Origin of the sequence: Sphingomonas ginsenosidimutans, from assembly GCF_002374835.1 — a bacterium.
Taxonomy (GTDB): Bacteria; Pseudomonadota; Alphaproteobacteria; order Sphingomonadales; family Sphingomonadaceae; genus Sphingomonas; species Sphingomonas ginsenosidimutans.
The window spans coordinates 631,929-648,617 of the sequence record NZ_NWVD01000001.1 but is presented as its reverse complement, the minus strand read 5'-3'; the positions used below and the strand labels follow the sequence as shown (position 1 = coordinate 648,617).

At 69.4% G+C, this 16,689-nt stretch carries 18 protein-coding genes; 15 read left to right on the top strand and 3 right to left on the bottom strand.

What is annotated here, in order from left to right; genetic code table 11:
• Positions 1 to 47 precede the first annotated feature (47 nt).
• The 3 genes from rplU to COA17_RS02940 all read left to right on the top strand — a co-directional run bounded on the left by rplU (position 48) and on the right by COA17_RS02940 (position 1,376).
• Positions 48 to 344, top strand: a complete 297-nt coding sequence (gene rplU, locus COA17_RS02950; RefSeq protein ID WP_066491690.1) for a 50S ribosomal protein L21 — start codon at positions 48 to 50, stop codon at positions 342 to 344.
• Between the two features lie 27 nt (positions 345 to 371).
• On the top strand, positions 372 to 641 hold the full coding sequence (rpmA, locus tag COA17_RS02945; protein ID WP_066491693.1) for a 50S ribosomal protein L27: 270 nt from the start codon (positions 372 to 374) through the stop codon (positions 639 to 641).
• 174 nt (positions 642 to 815) lie between these two features.
• Complete coding sequence (locus COA17_RS02940) at positions 816 to 1,376, top strand: GNAT family N-acetyltransferase (RefSeq protein WP_096610069.1); 561 nt, start codon at positions 816 to 818, stop codon at positions 1,374 to 1,376.
• A 47-nt stretch (positions 1,377 to 1,423) separates the two neighbouring features.
• Here COA17_RS02940 and COA17_RS02935 read toward each other — a convergent pair whose 3' ends face one another.
• Positions 1,424 to 2,275, bottom strand: a complete 852-nt coding sequence (locus tag COA17_RS02935) for a metal-dependent hydrolase (protein ID WP_096610067.1) — start codon at positions 2,273 to 2,275, stop codon at positions 1,424 to 1,426.
• A 57-nt stretch (positions 2,276 to 2,332) separates the two neighbouring features.
• On the opposite strand from COA17_RS02935, the gene COA17_RS02930 reads away from it, so the two are divergent.
• On the top strand, positions 2,333 to 2,941 hold the full coding sequence (locus tag COA17_RS02930; protein WP_096610065.1) for a TetR/AcrR family transcriptional regulator: 609 nt from the start codon (positions 2,333 to 2,335) through the stop codon (positions 2,939 to 2,941).
• 39 nt (positions 2,942 to 2,980) lie between these two features.
• Here COA17_RS02930 and COA17_RS18715 read toward each other — a convergent pair whose 3' ends face one another.
• Entirely contained in the window at positions 2,981 to 3,598 is a 618-nt protein-coding gene (locus COA17_RS18715; protein WP_141397013.1) for a hypothetical protein, read from the bottom strand.
• Positions 3,599 to 3,776: 178 nt separating this feature from the next.
• On the opposite strand from COA17_RS18715, the gene obgE reads away from it, so the two are divergent.
• On the top strand, positions 3,777 to 4,823 hold the full coding sequence (gene obgE, locus COA17_RS02925) for a GTPase ObgE (protein ID WP_066491700.1): 1,047 nt from the start codon (positions 3,777 to 3,779) through the stop codon (positions 4,821 to 4,823).
• A 7-nt stretch (positions 4,824 to 4,830) separates the two neighbouring features.
• On the opposite strand, the gene COA17_RS02920 is transcribed toward obgE, so the two are convergent.
• Positions 4,831 to 5,964 carry a hypothetical protein gene (locus COA17_RS02920; protein ID WP_096610063.1) on the bottom strand — a complete coding sequence of 378 codons (1,134 nt, stop codon included), beginning with the start codon at positions 5,962 to 5,964 and terminating at the stop codon, positions 4,831 to 4,833.
• Between the two features lie 82 nt (positions 5,965 to 6,046).
• On the opposite strand from COA17_RS02920, the gene proB reads away from it, so the two are divergent.
• The 10 genes from proB (at position 6,047) to COA17_RS02870 (ending at position 16,577) form a co-directional block, all read left to right on the top strand.
• Positions 6,047 to 7,150, top strand: a complete 1,104-nt coding sequence (gene proB, locus COA17_RS02915) for a glutamate 5-kinase (RefSeq protein ID WP_096610061.1) — start codon at positions 6,047 to 6,049, stop codon at positions 7,148 to 7,150.
• Entirely contained in the window at positions 7,147 to 8,049 is a 903-nt protein-coding gene (locus tag COA17_RS02910; protein ID WP_096610059.1) for an NAD-dependent epimerase/dehydratase family protein, read from the top strand. Before proB ends, COA17_RS02910 begins: the two co-directional genes overlap by 4 nt.
• A 42-nt stretch (positions 8,050 to 8,091) precedes the next feature.
• A complete protein-coding gene (locus tag COA17_RS02905; protein WP_066491324.1) occupies positions 8,092 to 8,334 on the top strand; it encodes an acyl carrier protein in 243 nt (80 codons plus the stop codon).
• Between the two features lie 5 nt (positions 8,335 to 8,339).
• On the top strand, positions 8,340 to 9,608 hold the full coding sequence (gene spt, locus COA17_RS02900; protein WP_096610057.1) for a serine palmitoyltransferase: 1,269 nt from the start codon (positions 8,340 to 8,342) through the stop codon (positions 9,606 to 9,608).
• A gap of 114 nt (positions 9,609 to 9,722) precedes the next feature.
• The gene (locus COA17_RS02895) at positions 9,723 to 11,624 is read left to right on the top strand and encodes an ATP-binding protein (protein ID WP_096610055.1); all 1,902 of its coding nucleotides are present in this window, start codon (positions 9,723 to 9,725) and stop codon (positions 11,622 to 11,624) included.
• Positions 11,625 to 11,712: 88 nt separating this feature from the next.
• Positions 11,713 to 12,912, top strand: a complete 1,200-nt coding sequence (gene lptF / locus COA17_RS02890) for an LPS export ABC transporter permease LptF (protein WP_176484777.1) — start codon at positions 11,713 to 11,715, stop codon at positions 12,910 to 12,912.
• Positions 12,912 to 14,009, top strand: a complete 1,098-nt coding sequence (gene lptG, locus COA17_RS02885) for an LPS export ABC transporter permease LptG (protein ID WP_066484479.1) — start codon at positions 12,912 to 12,914, stop codon at positions 14,007 to 14,009. The genes lptF and lptG overlap by 1 nt, the downstream gene beginning before the upstream one ends.
• 159 nt (positions 14,010 to 14,168) lie before the next feature.
• A complete protein-coding gene (gene rplK / locus COA17_RS02880; RefSeq protein WP_066484477.1) occupies positions 14,169 to 14,600 on the top strand; it encodes a 50S ribosomal protein L11 in 432 nt (143 codons plus the stop codon).
• Positions 14,601 to 14,604: 4 nt separating this feature from the next.
• Positions 14,605 to 15,297: a 50S ribosomal protein L1 gene (rplA, locus tag COA17_RS02875; protein WP_096610053.1), complete on the top strand. Its 693-nt coding sequence runs from the start codon at positions 14,605 to 14,607 to the stop codon at positions 15,295 to 15,297.
• Positions 15,298 to 15,407: 110 nt separating this feature from the next.
• A complete protein-coding gene (locus tag COA17_RS02870) occupies positions 15,408 to 16,577 on the top strand; it encodes an alpha-hydroxy-acid oxidizing protein (protein ID WP_096610051.1) in 1,170 nt (389 codons plus the stop codon).
• The last annotated feature ends 112 nt before the right edge of the window (positions 16,578 to 16,689 follow it).

The window sequence follows — 16,689 nt, the reverse complement described above, 5'->3', positions numbered from 1 at the left end:
AAGGTGCGCCCTTTGCGGGTCATGATATTTGGGAAGTGACAAGAGCCATGTTCGCAGTCGTGCGCACGGGCGGCAAGCAGTATCGCGTCGCCGCCGGAGACAAGATCGTCGTCGAGAAGATCGAGGGCGAGGCCGGCGCGTCGGTGACGCTGGGTGACGTGCTGCTCGCGGGCGAAGGCTCGGAGCTGAAGGACGTCGCCGGCCTGACCGTCGCCGCCGAGATCATCGCCCAGGCCAAGGGCGAGAAGGTGATCGTTTTCAAGAAGCGTCGCCGCCACAACTATCGTCGCCGCAACGGCCACCGCCAGAACCACACGATCCTCAAGATCGTCTCGGTCGGCTAAGCCCACAGCAGCGCAGGAGTATTCGCAATGGCACATAAGAAAGCAGGCGGTTCGTCGCGCAACGGTCGTGATTCGGCCGGCCGTCGCCTTGGCGTGAAGAAGTTCGGCGGTCAGGAAGCGATCGCGGGCAATATCCTCGTGCGTCAGCGCGGGACCAAATTCTATCCGGGCCGCAACGTGGGCATGGGCAAGGACCATACCCTGTTCGCGCTCGTCGACGGTCGCGTCGTGTTCCATGACGGCAAGCTTGGTCGCAAGTTCTGCTCGGTGGACATGATTCAGGCCGCGGCCGAATAACATCGGGCGACCATGCGGGTTGCCCTCCAGGGCGACCCGCCGGTTCCGGGAACGGAACCCCGCCAGACAAGGGAGACGGGTCGCCCCGGCTCCCTTTTTTCTTGCTCCCTCCCCTGCCCTGTGTCGCGCCCGCGTCATCCGCGCGTGGCAGCGGCCCGATCGAGGAGACGGAGCATGTTCGCGTTGACGCCCCGACTGACGTTACGGCCCGGCTGGCCGGAGGACGCGCCCGCGCTGGCGCGCGCGATCGGGCATGAGGCGGTGGTCCGCAACCTGTCGCGCGCGCCCTGGCCCTATGGCGTGGCGGATGCGGCGGCGTTCCTCGCGCTGCCGCGCGGCGCGCACGAACCGCGGTTTCAGATCTGCGAACGGTTCGGCGATCACCGGCTGATCGGCGGCATCGGCCTTCACCTGGAGGCGCATGGCGACTGGGAACTGGGCTATTGGCTGACCCCCGACGCCTGGGGCCGCGGCTATGCGACCGAGGCGGGGCGCGCGGTGCTCGACATGGCGCGCCACGCGCTCGGGCTGAAGCGCGTCGTCGCCCGCCATTTCGTCGACAATCCCGCCTCCGGCCACGTCATGCGCAAGCTGGGGCTCGCACCTACCGGCACGCGCTCGCGCCTTCCCACGCTGTCGCGCGGGCATGAGGTGGAGTGCATCGACTTCGCGATCGAATGGCGCGGCGACGACGACGCGGCCGACGACCCGTCGAACATGCCGATCGCCGCCTGATCCCGCCCGCATCCCCCGCACCCTACCGGCGCGGGGGATGCGCCGGCTTACGCCGCCTGCGGCATCACCGCGGCTTCGTAATCGCTTTCCGCCAACCCGATCAGCGCGCGGTCGTCATGCTTCCACGGGTGGAAGCCGGGCAGGAAATAGGCAAGCCACACCCCCGCCATCTTGCGCGCCATGCCGGGGCGGCCGAACGCATACCACGCCATCCGCGCCCACACCTTCGGCCCGGTCAGCCCGTCCTGCCGCAGCAGCTCGGCCATGCCGCGCGCGCGGCCCTTCAGGAACTGCCAGCTGGTCAGCCACATCACCAGCGACTTGACCCACCAGCGGCGGAAGCGCGGCCAGTCGCGCGTCGCGTGCAGCCAGGTGTCATAGGCGACGCCCTTGTGCTCGATCTCCTCGGCGGCGTGCCACAGCCACAGCGCGCGCGCCTGCGGATCGGCGCCCTCCAGATGGCGCGAGTCCGCGATCAGCGCATGCGCCAGCATCGCGGTGAAATGCTCCAGCGCGCAGGTCGCCGCCAGGCTGCCGATCGGCGGCCTGCCCCTGGTCAGCGCCAGCGCGGCATCGACGTCGCGGTCCAGCAGCGTGGTGTCATATCCCTGGTCGGCGACATGGCGGTTGAACGCGACATGTTCGCGCGTGTGTAGCACCTCCTGCTTGATGAAGGCGTTGATCTCGCGCTCCAGCTTGGGCGGCGTGCCGTCGCGGAAGCGGCGGACGCTGTCGACGAAGAACCCCTCGCCCTTCGGAAACGTCACCGACAGCGCGTTGTAGAAGGCGGTCGCATAGGGATCGTCGTTGAGCCACCAGCGCCGCACCCGCCCGTCGCGGGCGAAGCGCCGGTCGCGCGGGGTGATCGTCAGGTCGGCGGGCGTGGTTGCTTTCGCCACGGAAACCTCCAGTAAGGGTAGGGACAACAAACAATAACTGACAAGAGTGTAAGTTACGTGACCGCCACCGCGCTTTCAACCCCCCGCCGCCGCCTGACGCCCGAAGCGTCGCGCGACGCGGCGCTGGATGCGGCGCGTTCGCTGCTGGTCGAATCGGGGCCGCAGGCGGTGACGCTGAAGGCGGTGGCGGCACGGATCGGGCGCACGCACGCCAACCTGCTCCACCATTTCGGCTCCGCGGACGGCCTGCAGAAGGCGCTGATCGAGCGCATGGCGACCAGCATCGTCGGCACGATCCGCGAGGCGGTCCACCGCTCGCGCGCGGCGCGCGACCCGGCGGAACTGGTCGACCTGGTCTTCGACGCCTTCGGCCGTAACGGCGCCGGGGCGCTGGCCGGGTGGATGATCCTGAACGGCAACCACGACGCGCTCGATCCGATCCTCACCGCGATCCATGATCTGGTCGAGGATCTGTCGAAGGACGAGGATCGTCCGAACGTGCCGATCCGCGATGAAACGCTGCATCTGGTGCTGATGGCGCTGGGCGACGCGCTGCTGGGCGCCCCGATGGCGCGCGCGCTGGAACTGCCCCGCGACCGCGCGCGCGCGATCGCGCGGCAGATGCTGCTGGCGGACCATCTGGACGGCGTCACGCCTGCTGCCTGACGCCAGTCGCGCGATGACGGCTTACGCCCGGTGGCGGATTCAATGCTTCCAAAAAAATGCCCGTGGTTCAGCAGTCTTTCCCTTATCGAAGTCGCGCTTGATCTGGGTAACGATCTTCTCGTCCTTGAAACGCTTGGTCGCTTCGTGAACCAAGCTCGGCACGTCGGCTGATACCATCGCCAGAGCATTTCTGATGTTTCGTACTTGTCGCCACGCAATTGCGGGTTCAGTCGTTCCAACTAGGGACCAGAGGACCGGCTCCCAAAGACCTTGATCGAACGGCTTCGCCGCTTGGAAAAGCATCATCAAGGCCTCTGAGCGTCCACCTCTGTTTTCAATGTTGCTTGCTTCGGCCGTATACTGCTCAAGAAGCCTCTTGGCCGGTGTCGAACAATCACGCTCCAAATACGCACGGATGGGCCATGCAGAGACAGATACTCGTTTATACCAGTTGTCTTGCGACTCCGCCGCCTTCACCGCTTCGGTGAGCAAGCTCTTATAATCGTCGCCTGGCCAATAACGCCCCGCATAGGCCAAAGACTGGCATCGGAACCAAGGGTCATCGATCACGCGCGCGATAGCGACTGCTTGCTTCGGGTCACTTGTCGCCAAACGGATCGAGCGTTCACGTTGGCCTGTTGGTGTAGTGACTGACATCTCATGATCCTGGCACGTTGATGCCTAACGTCCGCTTTTGACCAGAACCAGCCGTACGTTCTCCCGCTTTTCGAAAAAAGCCGCCACCGCGAAGCCGACTCGCCGTCCCCGCCCACCCTACCACCCACCCCACACTCCGATATCGCTTTAACCGCGCCGAAGCGGTAAGGCGCGCGCCATGCATTTCCTCGATCAGGCAAAGATTTTCGTCCGCTCCGGCTCCGGCGGTCCCGGCGCGGTCAGTTTCCGGCGCGAAAAGTTCATCGAATATGGCGGGCCGGACGGCGGCAACGGCGGCAAGGGCGGCGACATCATCTTCGAGGCGGTGGCCGGCCTCAACACGCTGATCGACTTTCGCTACACCCAGCATTTCCGCGCGCCGCGCGGACAGGGCGGATCGGGCAGCAACCGCACCGGCGCGGGCGGCGACGATCTGGTCATCAAGGTGCCGGTCGGCACGCAGGTCCTCGCCGACGACGAGGAGCGGACCCTGCTCGCCGACCTGACGCGCGTGGGCGAGCGGATCGTGTTCCTGCGCGGCGGCGACGGCGGGCGCGGCAATGCCAGCTACAAGACGTCGACCAACCGCGCGCCACGCCAGCACGGCACCGGCTGGCCGTCTGACGAGGCATGGGTGTGGCTGCGGCTGAAGCTGCTGGCGGATGCCGGGCTGGTCGGGCTGCCAAATGCCGGCAAGTCGACCTTCATCAACGCGGTCACCAATGCGCAGGCGAAGGTCGGCGCCTATGCCTTCACCACCACCCGCCCGCAATTGGGCGTGGTGCGCCACCACCAGCGCGAATTCGTCGTCGCCGACATCCCCGGCCTGATCGAGGGCGCCGCCGACGGTGCGGGGATCGGCGACCGCTTCCTGGGGCATATCGAGCGGTGCCGCGTGCTGCTCCACCTGATCGACGCCAACGACAAGGATGTCGCGGAAAGCTATCGCATCGTCCGCGACGAACTGAACGCCTATGGCGGCGGACTCGACGAAAAGCCGGTGGTCGTCGCGCTCAACAAGATCGACACGCTCGACGACGAGCTGATCGCCGCGCTCTCGGCTGAGTTGGAGGAAGCCAGCGGCGGCCCGGTCATCCCGCTGTCGGGCGTCAGCGGCGTCGGCGTCGACTGGGCGCTCGACCGCCTGCTGGAGGCGATCCCCGCCAACGACCGTCCGGTGGAGGACGATGGCGAGGAAGACGAGGTGCAATGGTCGCCAGTGTGACGCCCCCTTACCGCCAGCTGTTCAGCGCCGGCGCGTAGCGGTCCGGCAGGATGCGCAGCGGTGGCGGCGCGCCGAGGATCGCCCGCGCGCGTTCCAGCGTCGCGGCATCGTAATAGGGTTGCCGGAAACCCGGCTGAACGGTGACCAGCATCGCCGATCCGACCGGCAGTCGTTCCAGATCGCGGCGCCACACCGCCGCCAGCGCTTCGGCATCCTTCATGCAGATCGCCGCCCGCTCGATCAGGTCGCGGTTGGGCGGCGGCGCGTAGCGGCGGCTTTCCGGCGAAGCGGCCTGGTCGATCCGCGCCAGCAGCGCCGCCGCCTCCGCGGTCCTGCCCAGCCCGTGCAGCACGCAGGCGCGCACCGTGTCGAACTGCACCATCGCGCCCGGCACGACCTGCGCGCGCTTCGCGACCGTCGCGAACGCACGCTCGGCGCGGTCGAAATGCGGCGACGCCTCCGCATAACGCCCCGCCAGCGCCAGCATCGAGGCGGCCTGTAGCTCGGCGTTGATCGCATAGGGGGACGCGCCCAGCCGCGCCGCCGTGTCGTCGAGCGTGGCCACCGCCTCGTCGATACGCCCCTGCTCCGCCTGCGCGCCCGCGATGGCCAGCGACATGCTCGACCATTCGGAACGGTCCCAGTCGTTCTTCAACGGATGGACGTCGCGCTCTTCCCGCAACAGCGCGATCGCCTCGGGCCACCGTCCCGCATCGCGAAGCGCCGCGACATATTGCAACAGCGCGCGCACCCGCGTCCGCACCGCGCCCTGCGCCGGCTGCGCCGCCCGCGTCCCGGCGCGGCCCTTCTCCCATGCGGCGCGCGTGCGTGCGATCATCGCATCGCGCAACGGCGACACATCCTCCCCGCCCCAGCGCGTGATCGCATCGTGCAGGAACGCCAGCCGCCGGTCGGCCAGAATCGCGCTGACCGGCGCCAGCGTATCGAGCGGCACCGTCTCCCACCGCGCCGCACCGGCAAGCGGCCGATAGCGCAGTTCGCCGATCCCCTCGCCTGTCTGCAACTCGATTGCGCTGTCGACGCCATCGATCTGCGCGGTGCCGCGCACCGTCTCCGCCGCTGCCGCCGGCATGCCGATCATCGCGACGATCCCGATCGCCGCCCAAGTGCCCCGCTGCATGTTCTGCTCCCGTCCCCTGTTTCGGCATGTGGACAAGTTCGTCGTGGCACGTCGTCATCCGTGACGCTAGTCAGGCGCCGTCATGTCGCTGTTCCCGCCTGCCACCTGCCCGCGGCTGATCGTCAAGATCGGCTCCGCCCTGCTCGTCGATCCCGACGGCGGCGTGCGGCGGGCGTGGCTGGAGGGGATCGCCGCCGATATCGCCGCGCGCGCCGGTGCGGGGCAGCAGGTGGCGGTCGTCTCATCCGGAGCGATCGCGCTGGGGGCGCGCCGGCTGGGGCTGCCGAAGGGCGGCCGCGCCAGCCTGGAGGATGCGCAGGCCGCTGCCGCCGCCGGGCAGATCGCGCTCGCCGGCGTCTGGGCGGAAGTGCTCGGCCATGTCGGGCTGACCGCGGCGCAGATGCTGGTGACGCTCGGCGACCTGGAGGAGCGGCGCCGCTATCTCAACGCCGCCGCGACGCTCGGCCGGCTGCTACAACTGGGCGTCGTCCCGGTCATCAACGAAAACGATTCGGTCGCAACCGAGGAGATCCGCTTCGGCGACAACGATCGTCTGGCCGCGCGGATCGCGCAGGCGGCGGGCGCGGCGGGGGTGGTCCTGCTGTCCGATATCGACGGGCTGTACGATCGCAATCCGGCGCTACCCGGCGCGGTGCACGTGCCGCGCGTCGAGCGGATCGACGGCGCGATCGAGGGGATGGCCGATCGCGGCTCCGCCTCCGGCATGGGATCGGGGGGGATGGTGTCGAAGATCGCCGCCGCGCGCATCGCCAATGCCGCGGGTGCCGGGCTGGCGATCGCCTCCGGCCGGGTCGACCGCCCGCTGTCGACGCCCGCGCGCCACACCCTGTTCGTCGCGGCGCAATCCGCGCCCGCGCGCAAGGCATGGCTGGCCGGCGGGCTGACCGCGAAGGGCGCGATCCATGTCGATGCCGGCGCGGCGCGCGCGCTGGCGGACGGGCGCAGCCTGCTGGCGGCGGGTGCGACGCGGATCGACGGCCGCTTCGCGCGCGGCGATCTGGTCACGATCGAGGGGCCGGACGGCACGCTGGCGCGCGGGCTGTCGGAATATGATTCGGACGACGCCATGCTGCTGCTGGGCCGCCGTAGCGAGGATCATGCCGCGCTGCTCGGCCATGCGCCGCGCAGCGCGCTGGTCCATCGCAACCACATGGCATTGCTGTGATCCTCGCGATCACCGGCGGCACCGGCTTCGTCGGTGCGCGGACGATCGACCGGGCGCTGGCGGCGGGACATGCGGTGCGCGCGCTCGCGCGGCGCGACCAGCCGGCGCGTGACGGGGTGACGTGGGTCGCCGGCACGCTGGCGGATCGCGACGCGCTGTCCGATCTGGTGTCGACCGCGGATGCGGTGATCCACATCGCCGGCGCGGTCAACGCCCCCTCGCGCGCCGCCTTCGCCGCCGCCAATATCGACGGCACCCGCGCGCTGGTGGAGGCGGCGCGGGTGTGGGCGGTGGCGCGCTTCGTCCATGTCTCCTCGCTCGCCGCGCGCGAACCGGCGCTGTCGAACTACGGCTGGTCGAAGGCGGGGGCGGAGGAGGTGGTGGCCGCCAGCGATCTCGACTGGACGATCGTGCGCCCGCCCGGCGTCTACGGCCCCGGCGACATGGACCAGCGCGACCTGTTCCGCGCCGCGAAGCGCGGGCTGGTCCCTACCCCGCCCGCCGCCGGGCGGCTGTCGATCCTGCATGTCGACGATCTGGCGCGGCTGCTGCTGGCGCTCGCCGCGGCGCCCGGCGACCGCGCGATCTACGAGCCGGAGGACCCGTCCGGCGCGATGAGCTATGCCGATTTCGCGCGCGCGATCGCCGCCGGGGTGGGCGTGCGCGCGCGCGCGCTGCCGCTGCCGGGCGCGCTGCTGCGCGCCGCCGCGCGCGCCGACCGGCTGGTGCGCCGCGGCGCGGCACGGCTGACCGCCGACCGCGTCGCCTATATGCTCCATCCCGACTGGACCGCCGACCCGGCACGCCGCCCGCCGCCCGCCTTGTGGACCGCGCAGATCCCCACCGCGCAGGGCATGGCCGACACGGCATTGTGGTATCGCGCCCACGGCTTGCTATAGCGCCGCCCGAGAACCGCCGCATTTCACGGCCACGGAGGCTCCATGACCGACCGCACCGCCATCATCGACGTCCTCAAGGCGCAGATCGAACCGTTCAACAAGAAGGGTATCGCCGTGACCGAGGCGACCACCTTCCAGGGCGACCTGGAATGGGATTCGCTGACCGTCATGGATTTCGTCGCCGCGATCGAGGACGAATTCGACATCATCATCACGATGAACATGCAGGCCGAGATCGAGACGGTCGGCCAGCTGGCCGATGCGGTCGCCAAGCTGAAGGGCTGAAGAGGATGACCGAAGCGGGCCTTGCCGCCGACACGCTCCCCGCCGAGGCGCCCGCGGTGGCGCCGGAGCGCGACCTGTTCTCGAAGTTCGACCCGCTGATCGCGGAACGCGCCGCGCTGATGGCGTCGGGCGTGCGCGATCCGTTCGGGATCGTCATGGAGCGCGTGCTCGGCCCGACCACCGCGGTCATCAAGGGGCGCGAGACGATCCTGCTGGGCACCTACAATTACATGGGCATGACCTTCGACGCGGATGTGATCGCCGCGGGCAAGGCCGCGCTCGATCAGTTCGGCAGCGGCACCAACGGCAGCCGGATGCTCAACGGCACCTTCCGCGACCATGTAGAGGCGGAAGAGGCGCTGAAGGAATTCTACGGCGCCGATCACGCGATGGTCTTTTCGACCGGGTATCAGGCGAACCTGGGCACCATCTCGACGATGGCGGCGCGCGGCGAATATGTCATCCTCGACGCCGACAGCCACGCCTCGATCTACGACGGCTGCAAGATGGGCGATGCGGAGATCGTGCGCTTCCGCCACAATTCGGTCGAGGATCTCGACAAGCGGCTCGGCCGCCTGCCCGCCGAACCGGGCAAGCTGGTGGTGCTGGAGGGCGTCTATTCGATGCTGGGCGACATCGCCCCGCTCAGGGAGATGGTCGCCGTCGCGAAGAAGCACGGCGCGATGGTGCTGGTCGACGAAGCACATTCGATGGGCTTCTTCGGCGAACACGGCCGCGGCGTGTACGAGGAACAGGGGCTGGAGCTGGGTTGCGACGTCGATTTCGTCATCGGCACCTTCTCCAAGTCGGTCGGCACGGTCGGCGGCTTCTGCATTTCGAACCATCCGAAGTTCGAGGCGATGCGCTTTTCGTGCCGCCCGTACATCTTCACCGCGTCGCTCCCGCCATCGGTGGTGGCGACCGCCGCCACCTCGATCCGCAAGCTGATGGGCGCCGCGGACAAGCGCCGGCGGCTGTGGGACAATGCTCGCCAGTTGCACGGCGGCCTCACCGCGCTCGGCTTCCGGCTGGGCACCGCCGCACCGGATTCGGCGATCGTCGCGGTGATCCTCACCGATCAGGAACAGGCCGTGCTGATGTGGCAGGCGCTGCTGGAGGCGGGGCTGTACGTCAACGTCGCCCGCCCGCCCGCCACGCCCGCCGGCATGTTCCTGCTGCGCTGTTCGCTGTGCGCCGAACATACCACCGAACAGCTCGACCGCGTGATCGGCATGTTCGCCGCAGCGGGTAAAGCCGTCGGCGCGATCGGCTGATCGGCTCTTTCGCGCACGACGGCCATGCGATAGTCTGCGCCGGTGAACGACGTCGATAGTGCCGGGGCCCGTGGGGGGCTGGTATCGGCCTGGCGGACCATCACCCTGTGGGTGATGGCGCTGGCAGGTGCGGTGGTTCTTGCCGCGCTCGTCATCACCCTGGGCGAAGCCAACCGGCAACGCGACCGCGCGCTCGCGGCGCAGCGGCACAGCTATGACGTGATGATCCTGGCCCGCACGCTGCAGGGTACGATCGGCCGGTCGGAGGCGTCGCTGGGCCGCTACGTCGTCTCCGGCGACCAGCAGCTGGGGCGGCTGTATTTCGAGGACTGGCGCCGCGCGGGCGAGACGATCAACCGGCTGGAGAAGCTGGCCGGCGACAATCCGACGCAGCGCGCACACCTCGTCGACCTGCGCAGCGCCTTCCAGCAGCGCGGCGGCGAACTGGCGGCGACCGCGCTGGAGACGAACTACCGGCGCAACGACCAGGCGCTGTCGCGCTACTGGCAGCTGCGCCAGACCGAATCGCTGGAGGCGATCAACGCCGCGCTGACCGCGCTGATCGCCGACGAACGCGGGCTGCTGGAGGCGCGCACGTCGCAGGCGCTCGCCTCGGTCCGGCGATCGACCACCATCGCCAAGGTGCTGGCGGTGTTCGGCGTCCTGCTGGTGCTGGGCGCGATCGCGATGGGCTGGATCATGGTCCGCGCGCTTGCCGAGCGCGCGATCGCCCGCGCCGAGGCGGACGAGGAGCGCGAGCGTGCCGACGAACTCGCCGCCGCCGTCGAACAGGCCACGGCCGAACTGCGCGCGCAGGAAGCCCGCCTGCGCCAGGTGCAGAAGATGGAGGCGGTCGGCCAGCTGACCGGCGGCATCGCGCACGATTTCAACAATATGCTCGCGGTCGTTCTCGGCGGGCTGGAACTGGCGCAGCGTCACCTGCTGCGCGATCCGGCGCAGGCCGCGCGTCATCTGGAAAGCGCGCACGAAGGCGCCCACCGCGCCGCCGCGCTCACCAGTCGGCTGCTCGCCTTCGCGCGCGAAACCGCGATCAATCCCGAACCGATCTGCGCCGACGCGCTGTTCTCCGGCCTGTCGGACCTGCTCAGCCGCACGCTGGGCGACGGCGTCACCGTGACCTTCGATGACGACAGCCAGGGCTGGTGCACCCGCGCCGATCGCGTCCAGCTGGAAAACGTCATCGTCAATCTGGCGGTGAATGCGCGCGACGCGATGGCGGGGCGCGGCACGCTGTCGATCAGGGCGCGCTGCGCCACCTTCGCGACCGCGCACGGTCATCGCGCGCCGGGCGACTATCTGGCGGTCTCGGTCGCCGACACCGGCTGCGGCATCCCGCCCGAGGTGATCGAGCGGGTGTTCGAGCCGTTCTTCACCACCAAGGCGGTCGGCAAGGGCACCGGGCTGGGCCTCAGCCAGATCTTCGCCTTCACCCAGGCGGTCGGCGGGGAAGTGTCGATCGAATCGACCCCCGGCCACGGCACCACCGTCTCGCTGCTGTTGCCGCGCGACGCCGCGGGGGAAAGCGCCCCGGCCACGGCGGCGCCGCCCGCGCTCGCCGCCGTCCCCGCGGCGCCGGACGTGGTGGACGCCCCCGCCCCCGCGCCGGCAGGGCTGGCGATCCTGGTGGTGGAGGACGATCCGCGCGTGCTGGCCGCGACGATGGGCGCGCTGCGCGAACTGGGGCACCACCCGGTCGAATGCAACGATCCCGCGCGCGCGCCGCAGGCGCTCGCCGCGATGACGCACGTCGACCTGATCGTGTCGGATGTCCTGATGCCATCGCTGACCGGGCCGGAGATGGTCGCCCGCCTGCCCGCGACCCACGCCGGGGTGCCGGTGCTGTTCGTGACCGGTTTCGCCGGGGAAGCGGGCGGCGGCATCGACCTCGGCGGCCGCCCGGTGCTGCGCAAGCCGTTCACGCTCGCCGCGCTCGACCGTGCGGTGCTCGGCGCCACCGCGGGTGGCGGCATGGTCGAGCCGATCGCCGCGGAATAATCGCGAATTACGCTGCTGACGCGCGCCGCGCGGTTGCCTATAGCCCGTCGATCCCTGTTGCTGGCCCGTGGAGCGACCGCATCCGATCATGACCTCGCTCGACCGCTACATGGCCCGGCTGATCGCGCTGCCGCTGTTCGCGACGCTGCTGATCGCCTCGATGCTGCTGATCCTCGACCGCATCGGCCGGCTGTTCGATTTCGTCATCACGCAGGGCGGACCGGTCGCGGTCGTGTGGCGGATGCTCGCCAACCTCCTGCCCGAATATCTCGGGCTGGGCATCCCGATCGGGTTGCTGCTGGGCATCCTGCTCGCCTTCCGCCGGCTGGCGACCTCCAGCGAGCTGGACGTGATGCGCGGCGTGGGGATGAGCTACCCGCGGCTGCTGCGCGTGCCGTACATGTACGCGATGGTGCTGGCCGCGCTCAACATCGCGATCGTCGGCTACGTCCAGCCGCTGGCGCGCTACAATTACGAGAAGCTGCGCTTCGAACTGCGCACCGGCGCGCTGGGCGCGTCGATCAAGGTGGGTGAGTTCACGCACTTGGGCGACCGGATGACGCTGCGCATCGAACGCAGCCAGGACAGCGGGCGCAAGCTGTCGGGTATCTTCGTCCATGCCGATACGCCGCAGAACGACTGGGTCGGGGTCACCGCCGAAAGCGGCCAGTTCCTGGCCACCGACGATCCCAACGTCATCGTCTTCCGCCTGACCGACGGGACGCTGATCCACAACCGCCCGGATTTCCGCACCCCGCGCGTGCTCAGCTTCACCGTCCACGATCTGCCGATCAACCTGCCCAAGTTCGAAAGCTTCCGCACGCGCGGGGGCGAGAACCTGGAATATACGTTGCCGCAGCTGGCGCGGCTGGGCCATTCGCCCTCCGCCAGCGAGGAATTGCGCGACGCCAGCCGCGCCGAATTCCACTTCCGCATCGTGGAGGTGGCGATGATGTTCCTGCTCCCGTTGCTCGCGGTGGCGCTGGGCGTGCCGCCGAAACGCTCCAGTTCGGCGCTGGGCGTGTTCCTGGCGATCGTGATGGTGGTCACCTATCACAAGGTGAACCAATATGCCGCCGCGCTGGGCGAACGCGGCGCGGTCGATCCGCTGATCGCCTTGTGGGTGCCGTTCGTGCTGTTCGGCGCGATCATCCTGTGGATGTACCATATGATCGCCAACGTCCCCGGCGGGCAGCCGATCGGCGCGCTGGAGCGCTTCTTCGGCAAGATCTGGAGCACGATCGTGCGCTACCTTCCCGGACGGCTGCGGCGGGAGGCGCGCGCCTGATGCTGTCGTCGTTCTTCCCGTCGCGCACGATCGCGCTGTACATGGGGCGGCTGTTCCTGACCCGCACCTTCGGCATCCTGTTCGGGCTGGTGCTGATCCTCCAGACGCTCGACCTGCTCAGCGAAAGCGGCCGGGTGCTGGCCGCGCCGGGCAACGGCGATGCCGAAATCTGGCGCTACGTCTCGCTGCGCGTGCCGCAGATCGTCTCGACCTTCCTGCCCTTCTCCGTGCTGCTCGGCACGATCCTGACGCTCATCACCATGAACGCCAACAGCGAGGTGGTGGCGCTGAAGGCCGGCGGGCTTTCCGCGCATCAGGTGCTGGCGCCGCTGCTGGTCGCCAGCCTGGGGGTGGCGGTGCTCACCTTCGCGTTCAACGATCGCATCGTCAGCCGTGCCACCGCGGAGCTGTCGACCTGGCAGGACGTCAATTACGGCCCGATGCCGGTCGATCGCGGCGACCGGTCGAACGTCTGGGTGCGGTCGGGCGACGATCTGATCCAGGCGGACCGGATCGCCGGGCGCGGCAACGACGCGCGGCTGGGCGGCGTGACCGTCTATGAGCGGAATGCCGGCGGGGGCCTGCGCGGGATGATCGCCGCGCCGCATGGCGTGCGCGACGGCGACGGCTGGCGGATCTGGCCGGCGCGGCGGTTCGACGTCGCGTCGGGCGCGGTGACGCAGCTGGGGCAGACGATCGTCGGTCGCGGCGTCACCCCCGATCAGTTCACGCTGTCGAACGTCGACGGCGATGCCCTGTCCTTCACCGGCCTGCGCGCCGCGATCGCCGACCTGGCGGAGGCGGGCCGCCCGACCAAGTCGCTGGAGGGCGTGCTGTGGCACAAATTGTCCGGGCCGCTGTCGTCGATGCTGATGCCGCTGCTGGGCGCGGTCGCCGCCTTCGGCATCGCGCGGTCGGGGGCGCTGTTCATCCGCGCGGTGATCGGCATGGCGCTGGGCTTCGCCTATTTCGTCGCCGACCGGTTCGCGCTGGCGATGGGCAACCTGGGCGCCTATCCGCCGTTCCTCGCCGCCTGGGCGCCGTTCCTCTTGTTCCTGCTGATCGGCGAGGCGGTGCTGCTGCGCACCGAGGAATAGCCGACCCGCTTGCCTTTTGCGCGCCGCTGCTGTAGGCGCCCGCGCTTCCAACGCACATGGCCGAGGAAGCTCTGCGGGAGGGTGCGGTGACGCGCCCGCTCGGACCGCTCGACTTGAAACGGGGCGTCCTGTCCGCAGGCGCCCGGAATAGAGAGTGACATGGCAAAGAAGATCACAGGTTATATCAAGCTGCAGGTGCCCGCCGGCTCCGCCAACCCGTCGCCGCCGATCGGCCCGGCGCTGGGTCAGCGCGGCGTCAACATCATGGAATTCTGCAAGGCGTTCAACGCGCAGACCGGCGACATGGAAAAGGGCGCGCCCCTTCCCACCGTCATCACCGTCTACGCCGACCGCAGCTTCTCGTTCGTCACCAAGACGCCCCCGGCGACCTTCCTCATCAAGAAGGCCGCGAACCTGAAGTCGGGTTCGAAGGAGCCGGGCAAGGTGTCCGCGGGCAAGATCAAGCGGTCGCAGCTGGCCGAGATCGCCGAGACCAAGATGAAGGATCTCAACGCGAACGATATCGAGGCGGCGACCCGCATCATCGAAGGTTCGGCCCGCGCGATGGGCCTCGAAGTGGTGGAGGGCTGAGACCGTGGCGAAGCTGACCAAGAAGCAGAAGGCCATCACCGTCGACCGTGAGAAGCTGCACGGCGTCGACGAGGCGATCGCGCTGGCGAAGTCGGGGGCGACCTCGAAGTTCGACGAGACGATCGAGATCGCGATGAACCTGGGCGTCGACCCGCGTCACGCCGACCAGATGGTCCGCGGCGTCGTCACGCTGCCCGCCGGCACCGGCAAGACCGTGCGCGTCGGCGTGTTCGCCAAGGGCGCGAAGGCCGACGAGGCACGCGCCGCGGGTGCGGACGTCGTCGGGGCCGAGGATCTGATGGAAACCGTCCAGGGCGGCACCATCGACTTCGACCGCTGCATCGCGACCCCGGACATGATGGGCGTCGTCGGCCGGCTGGGCAAGGTGCTGGGTCCCAAGGGCCTGATGCCGAACCCGAAGCTGGGCACCGTGACGATGAACGTCGCCGAGGCGGTGAAGGCGGCCAAGGGCGGCCAGGTGGAATATCGCGTCGAGAAGACCGGCATCATCCACTCCGGCATCGGCAAGGCGTCGTTCGCGCAAGAAGACCTGCGCCGCAACTTCGACGCGCTGGTCGATGCGGTGGTGAAGGCCAAGCCGTCGGGCGCCAAGGGCAAGTACGTCAAGAAGATCGCCGTCAGCTCCACCATGGGCGCCGGCATCAAGGTCGACGTGGCGGAGGTCGCGGGCGCCTGAGGCCCTCCACCGCAACGCGCAACAGGATCGGGCCGGGGGGACAGCGTCTCCCCGGCCCTTTCCTTTGTCCGCCCGACCCGCCACTCTCCCGCGCGATAAGGAGAGGAACCATGCCGCATTACGGCGACCTGCAGAACGCCATCTATTACGCCGGCCTGTCGGGCGTGCAGCCGACGCTGCCGGTCGATTTCGCGACGCTGAAGGCGCGCGCGGAGGCGGCGATGCCGCCGTCGGTGCTGAACTACGTCCAGGGCGGCTGCGGCGACGAATGGACGCAGGACCGGAATGCCGCCGCCTTCCGCCACTGGGGCATGGTACCGCGCATGATGGTCGACTGCACCGCGCGCGACCTGTCGGCGAGCTTGTTCGGACGCACCCTGCCCTCGCCCTTGTTCATGGCGCCGATCGGCGTCACCGGCATCGTCACGCAGGACGGGCATGGCGATATCGCCGCGGCGCAGGCGTCGGCGGCGACCGGCGTGCCGCTGTGCGCCTCCACGCTCGCCAACGATCCGCTGGAGGAGGTGAAGCGCGCGTGCGGCGACACGCCCGCGCTGTTCCAGCTCTACACCCCGCGCGACCCGGACGTCGCCGCCAGCCTGGTGTCGCGCGCGGAGGCGGCGGGGTATGACGCGATCGTCGTCACGCTCGACACCTGGGTCACCGGCTGGCGCCCGCGCGACCTCAACGTGTCGAACTTCCCGCAGCTGCGCGGGCACGTCCTGACCAATTACTTCACCGACCCGGCGTTCCTGAAGCTGCTGGCCAAGCCGCCGCAGGACGATCCGCGCGCCGCGATCGGCACCTGGGGCGCGACCTTCGGCAAGGTGCTGACCTGGGACGACATGGGGTGGCTGAAGTCGCTGACGCGGCTGCCGATCGTGCTGAAGGGCATTTGCCACCCCGACGATGCGTCGCGCGCGATCGATTGCGGGGCGGACGGCATCTACGTCTCCAACCACGGCGGGCGGCAGGCGAACGGCGGGATCGCCGCGATCGACATGCTGCCGGCGGTGGCGGAGGCGGTGCGCGGGCGCGTGCCGGTGCTGTTCGACAGCGGCATCCGGTCGGGCACCGACGTCATCAAGGCAATCGCGCTCGGCGCCGATCTGGTCGGCGTCGGCCGCCCGTACAGCTATGGCCTGGCGTTGGGCGGCGCGGACGGCGCGGCTCACGTCCTGCGCTGCCTGCTGGCGGAGGCGGACCTGCTGATGGCGGTCAACGGCCTGCCGACGCTGGCGGCGGTGCGCCGCGCGGGGGCGGTTCGGACGGATCGGTAGGGGGCGGCCGCGCCGCCCTTCCGTCATGCCGGACCTGTTCCGGCATCCACCGTGCCGCTTATGCATAAGCGGTTGACAATGCGGACCGGTGGACCCCGGAGCAAGTCCGGGG

Excerpts from the sequence above, each read along its gene's own strand:
- COA17_RS02905 (WP_066491324.1), top strand. The coding sequence starts at position 8,092 with ATGACCGACCGCACCGCCATCATCGACGTCCTCAAGGCGCAGATCGAA.
- COA17_RS02940 (WP_096610069.1), top strand. The coding sequence starts at position 816 with ATGTTCGCGTTGACGCCCCGACTGACGTTACGGCCCGGCTGGCCGGAG.
- rplU (WP_066491690.1), top strand. The coding sequence starts at position 48 with ATGTTCGCAGTCGTGCGCACGGGCGGCAAGCAGTATCGCGTCGCCGCC.
- rpmA (WP_066491693.1), top strand. The coding sequence starts at position 372 with ATGGCACATAAGAAAGCAGGCGGTTCGTCGCGCAACGGTCGTGATTCG.
- rplK (WP_066484477.1), top strand. The coding sequence starts at position 14,169 with ATGGCAAAGAAGATCACAGGTTATATCAAGCTGCAGGTGCCCGCCGGC.
- COA17_RS02895 (WP_096610055.1), top strand. The coding sequence starts at position 9,723 with ATGGCGCTGGCAGGTGCGGTGGTTCTTGCCGCGCTCGTCATCACCCTG.
- obgE (WP_066491700.1), top strand. The coding sequence starts at position 3,777 with ATGCATTTCCTCGATCAGGCAAAGATTTTCGTCCGCTCCGGCTCCGGC.
- COA17_RS18715 (WP_141397013.1), bottom strand. The coding sequence starts at position 3,598 with ATGTCAGTCACTACACCAACAGGCCAACGTGAACGCTCGATCCGTTTG.
- COA17_RS02870 (WP_096610051.1), top strand. The coding sequence starts at position 15,408 with ATGCCGCATTACGGCGACCTGCAGAACGCCATCTATTACGCCGGCCTG.
- proB (WP_096610061.1), top strand. The coding sequence starts at position 6,047 with ATGTCGCTGTTCCCGCCTGCCACCTGCCCGCGGCTGATCGTCAAGATC.
- COA17_RS02920 (WP_096610063.1), bottom strand. The coding sequence starts at position 5,964 with ATGCAGCGGGGCACTTGGGCGGCGATCGGGATCGTCGCGATGATCGGC.
- lptG (WP_066484479.1), top strand. The coding sequence starts at position 12,912 with ATGCTGTCGTCGTTCTTCCCGTCGCGCACGATCGCGCTGTACATGGGG.
- spt (WP_096610057.1), top strand. The coding sequence starts at position 8,340 with ATGACCGAAGCGGGCCTTGCCGCCGACACGCTCCCCGCCGAGGCGCCC.
- lptF (WP_176484777.1), top strand. The coding sequence starts at position 11,713 with ATGACCTCGCTCGACCGCTACATGGCCCGGCTGATCGCGCTGCCGCTG.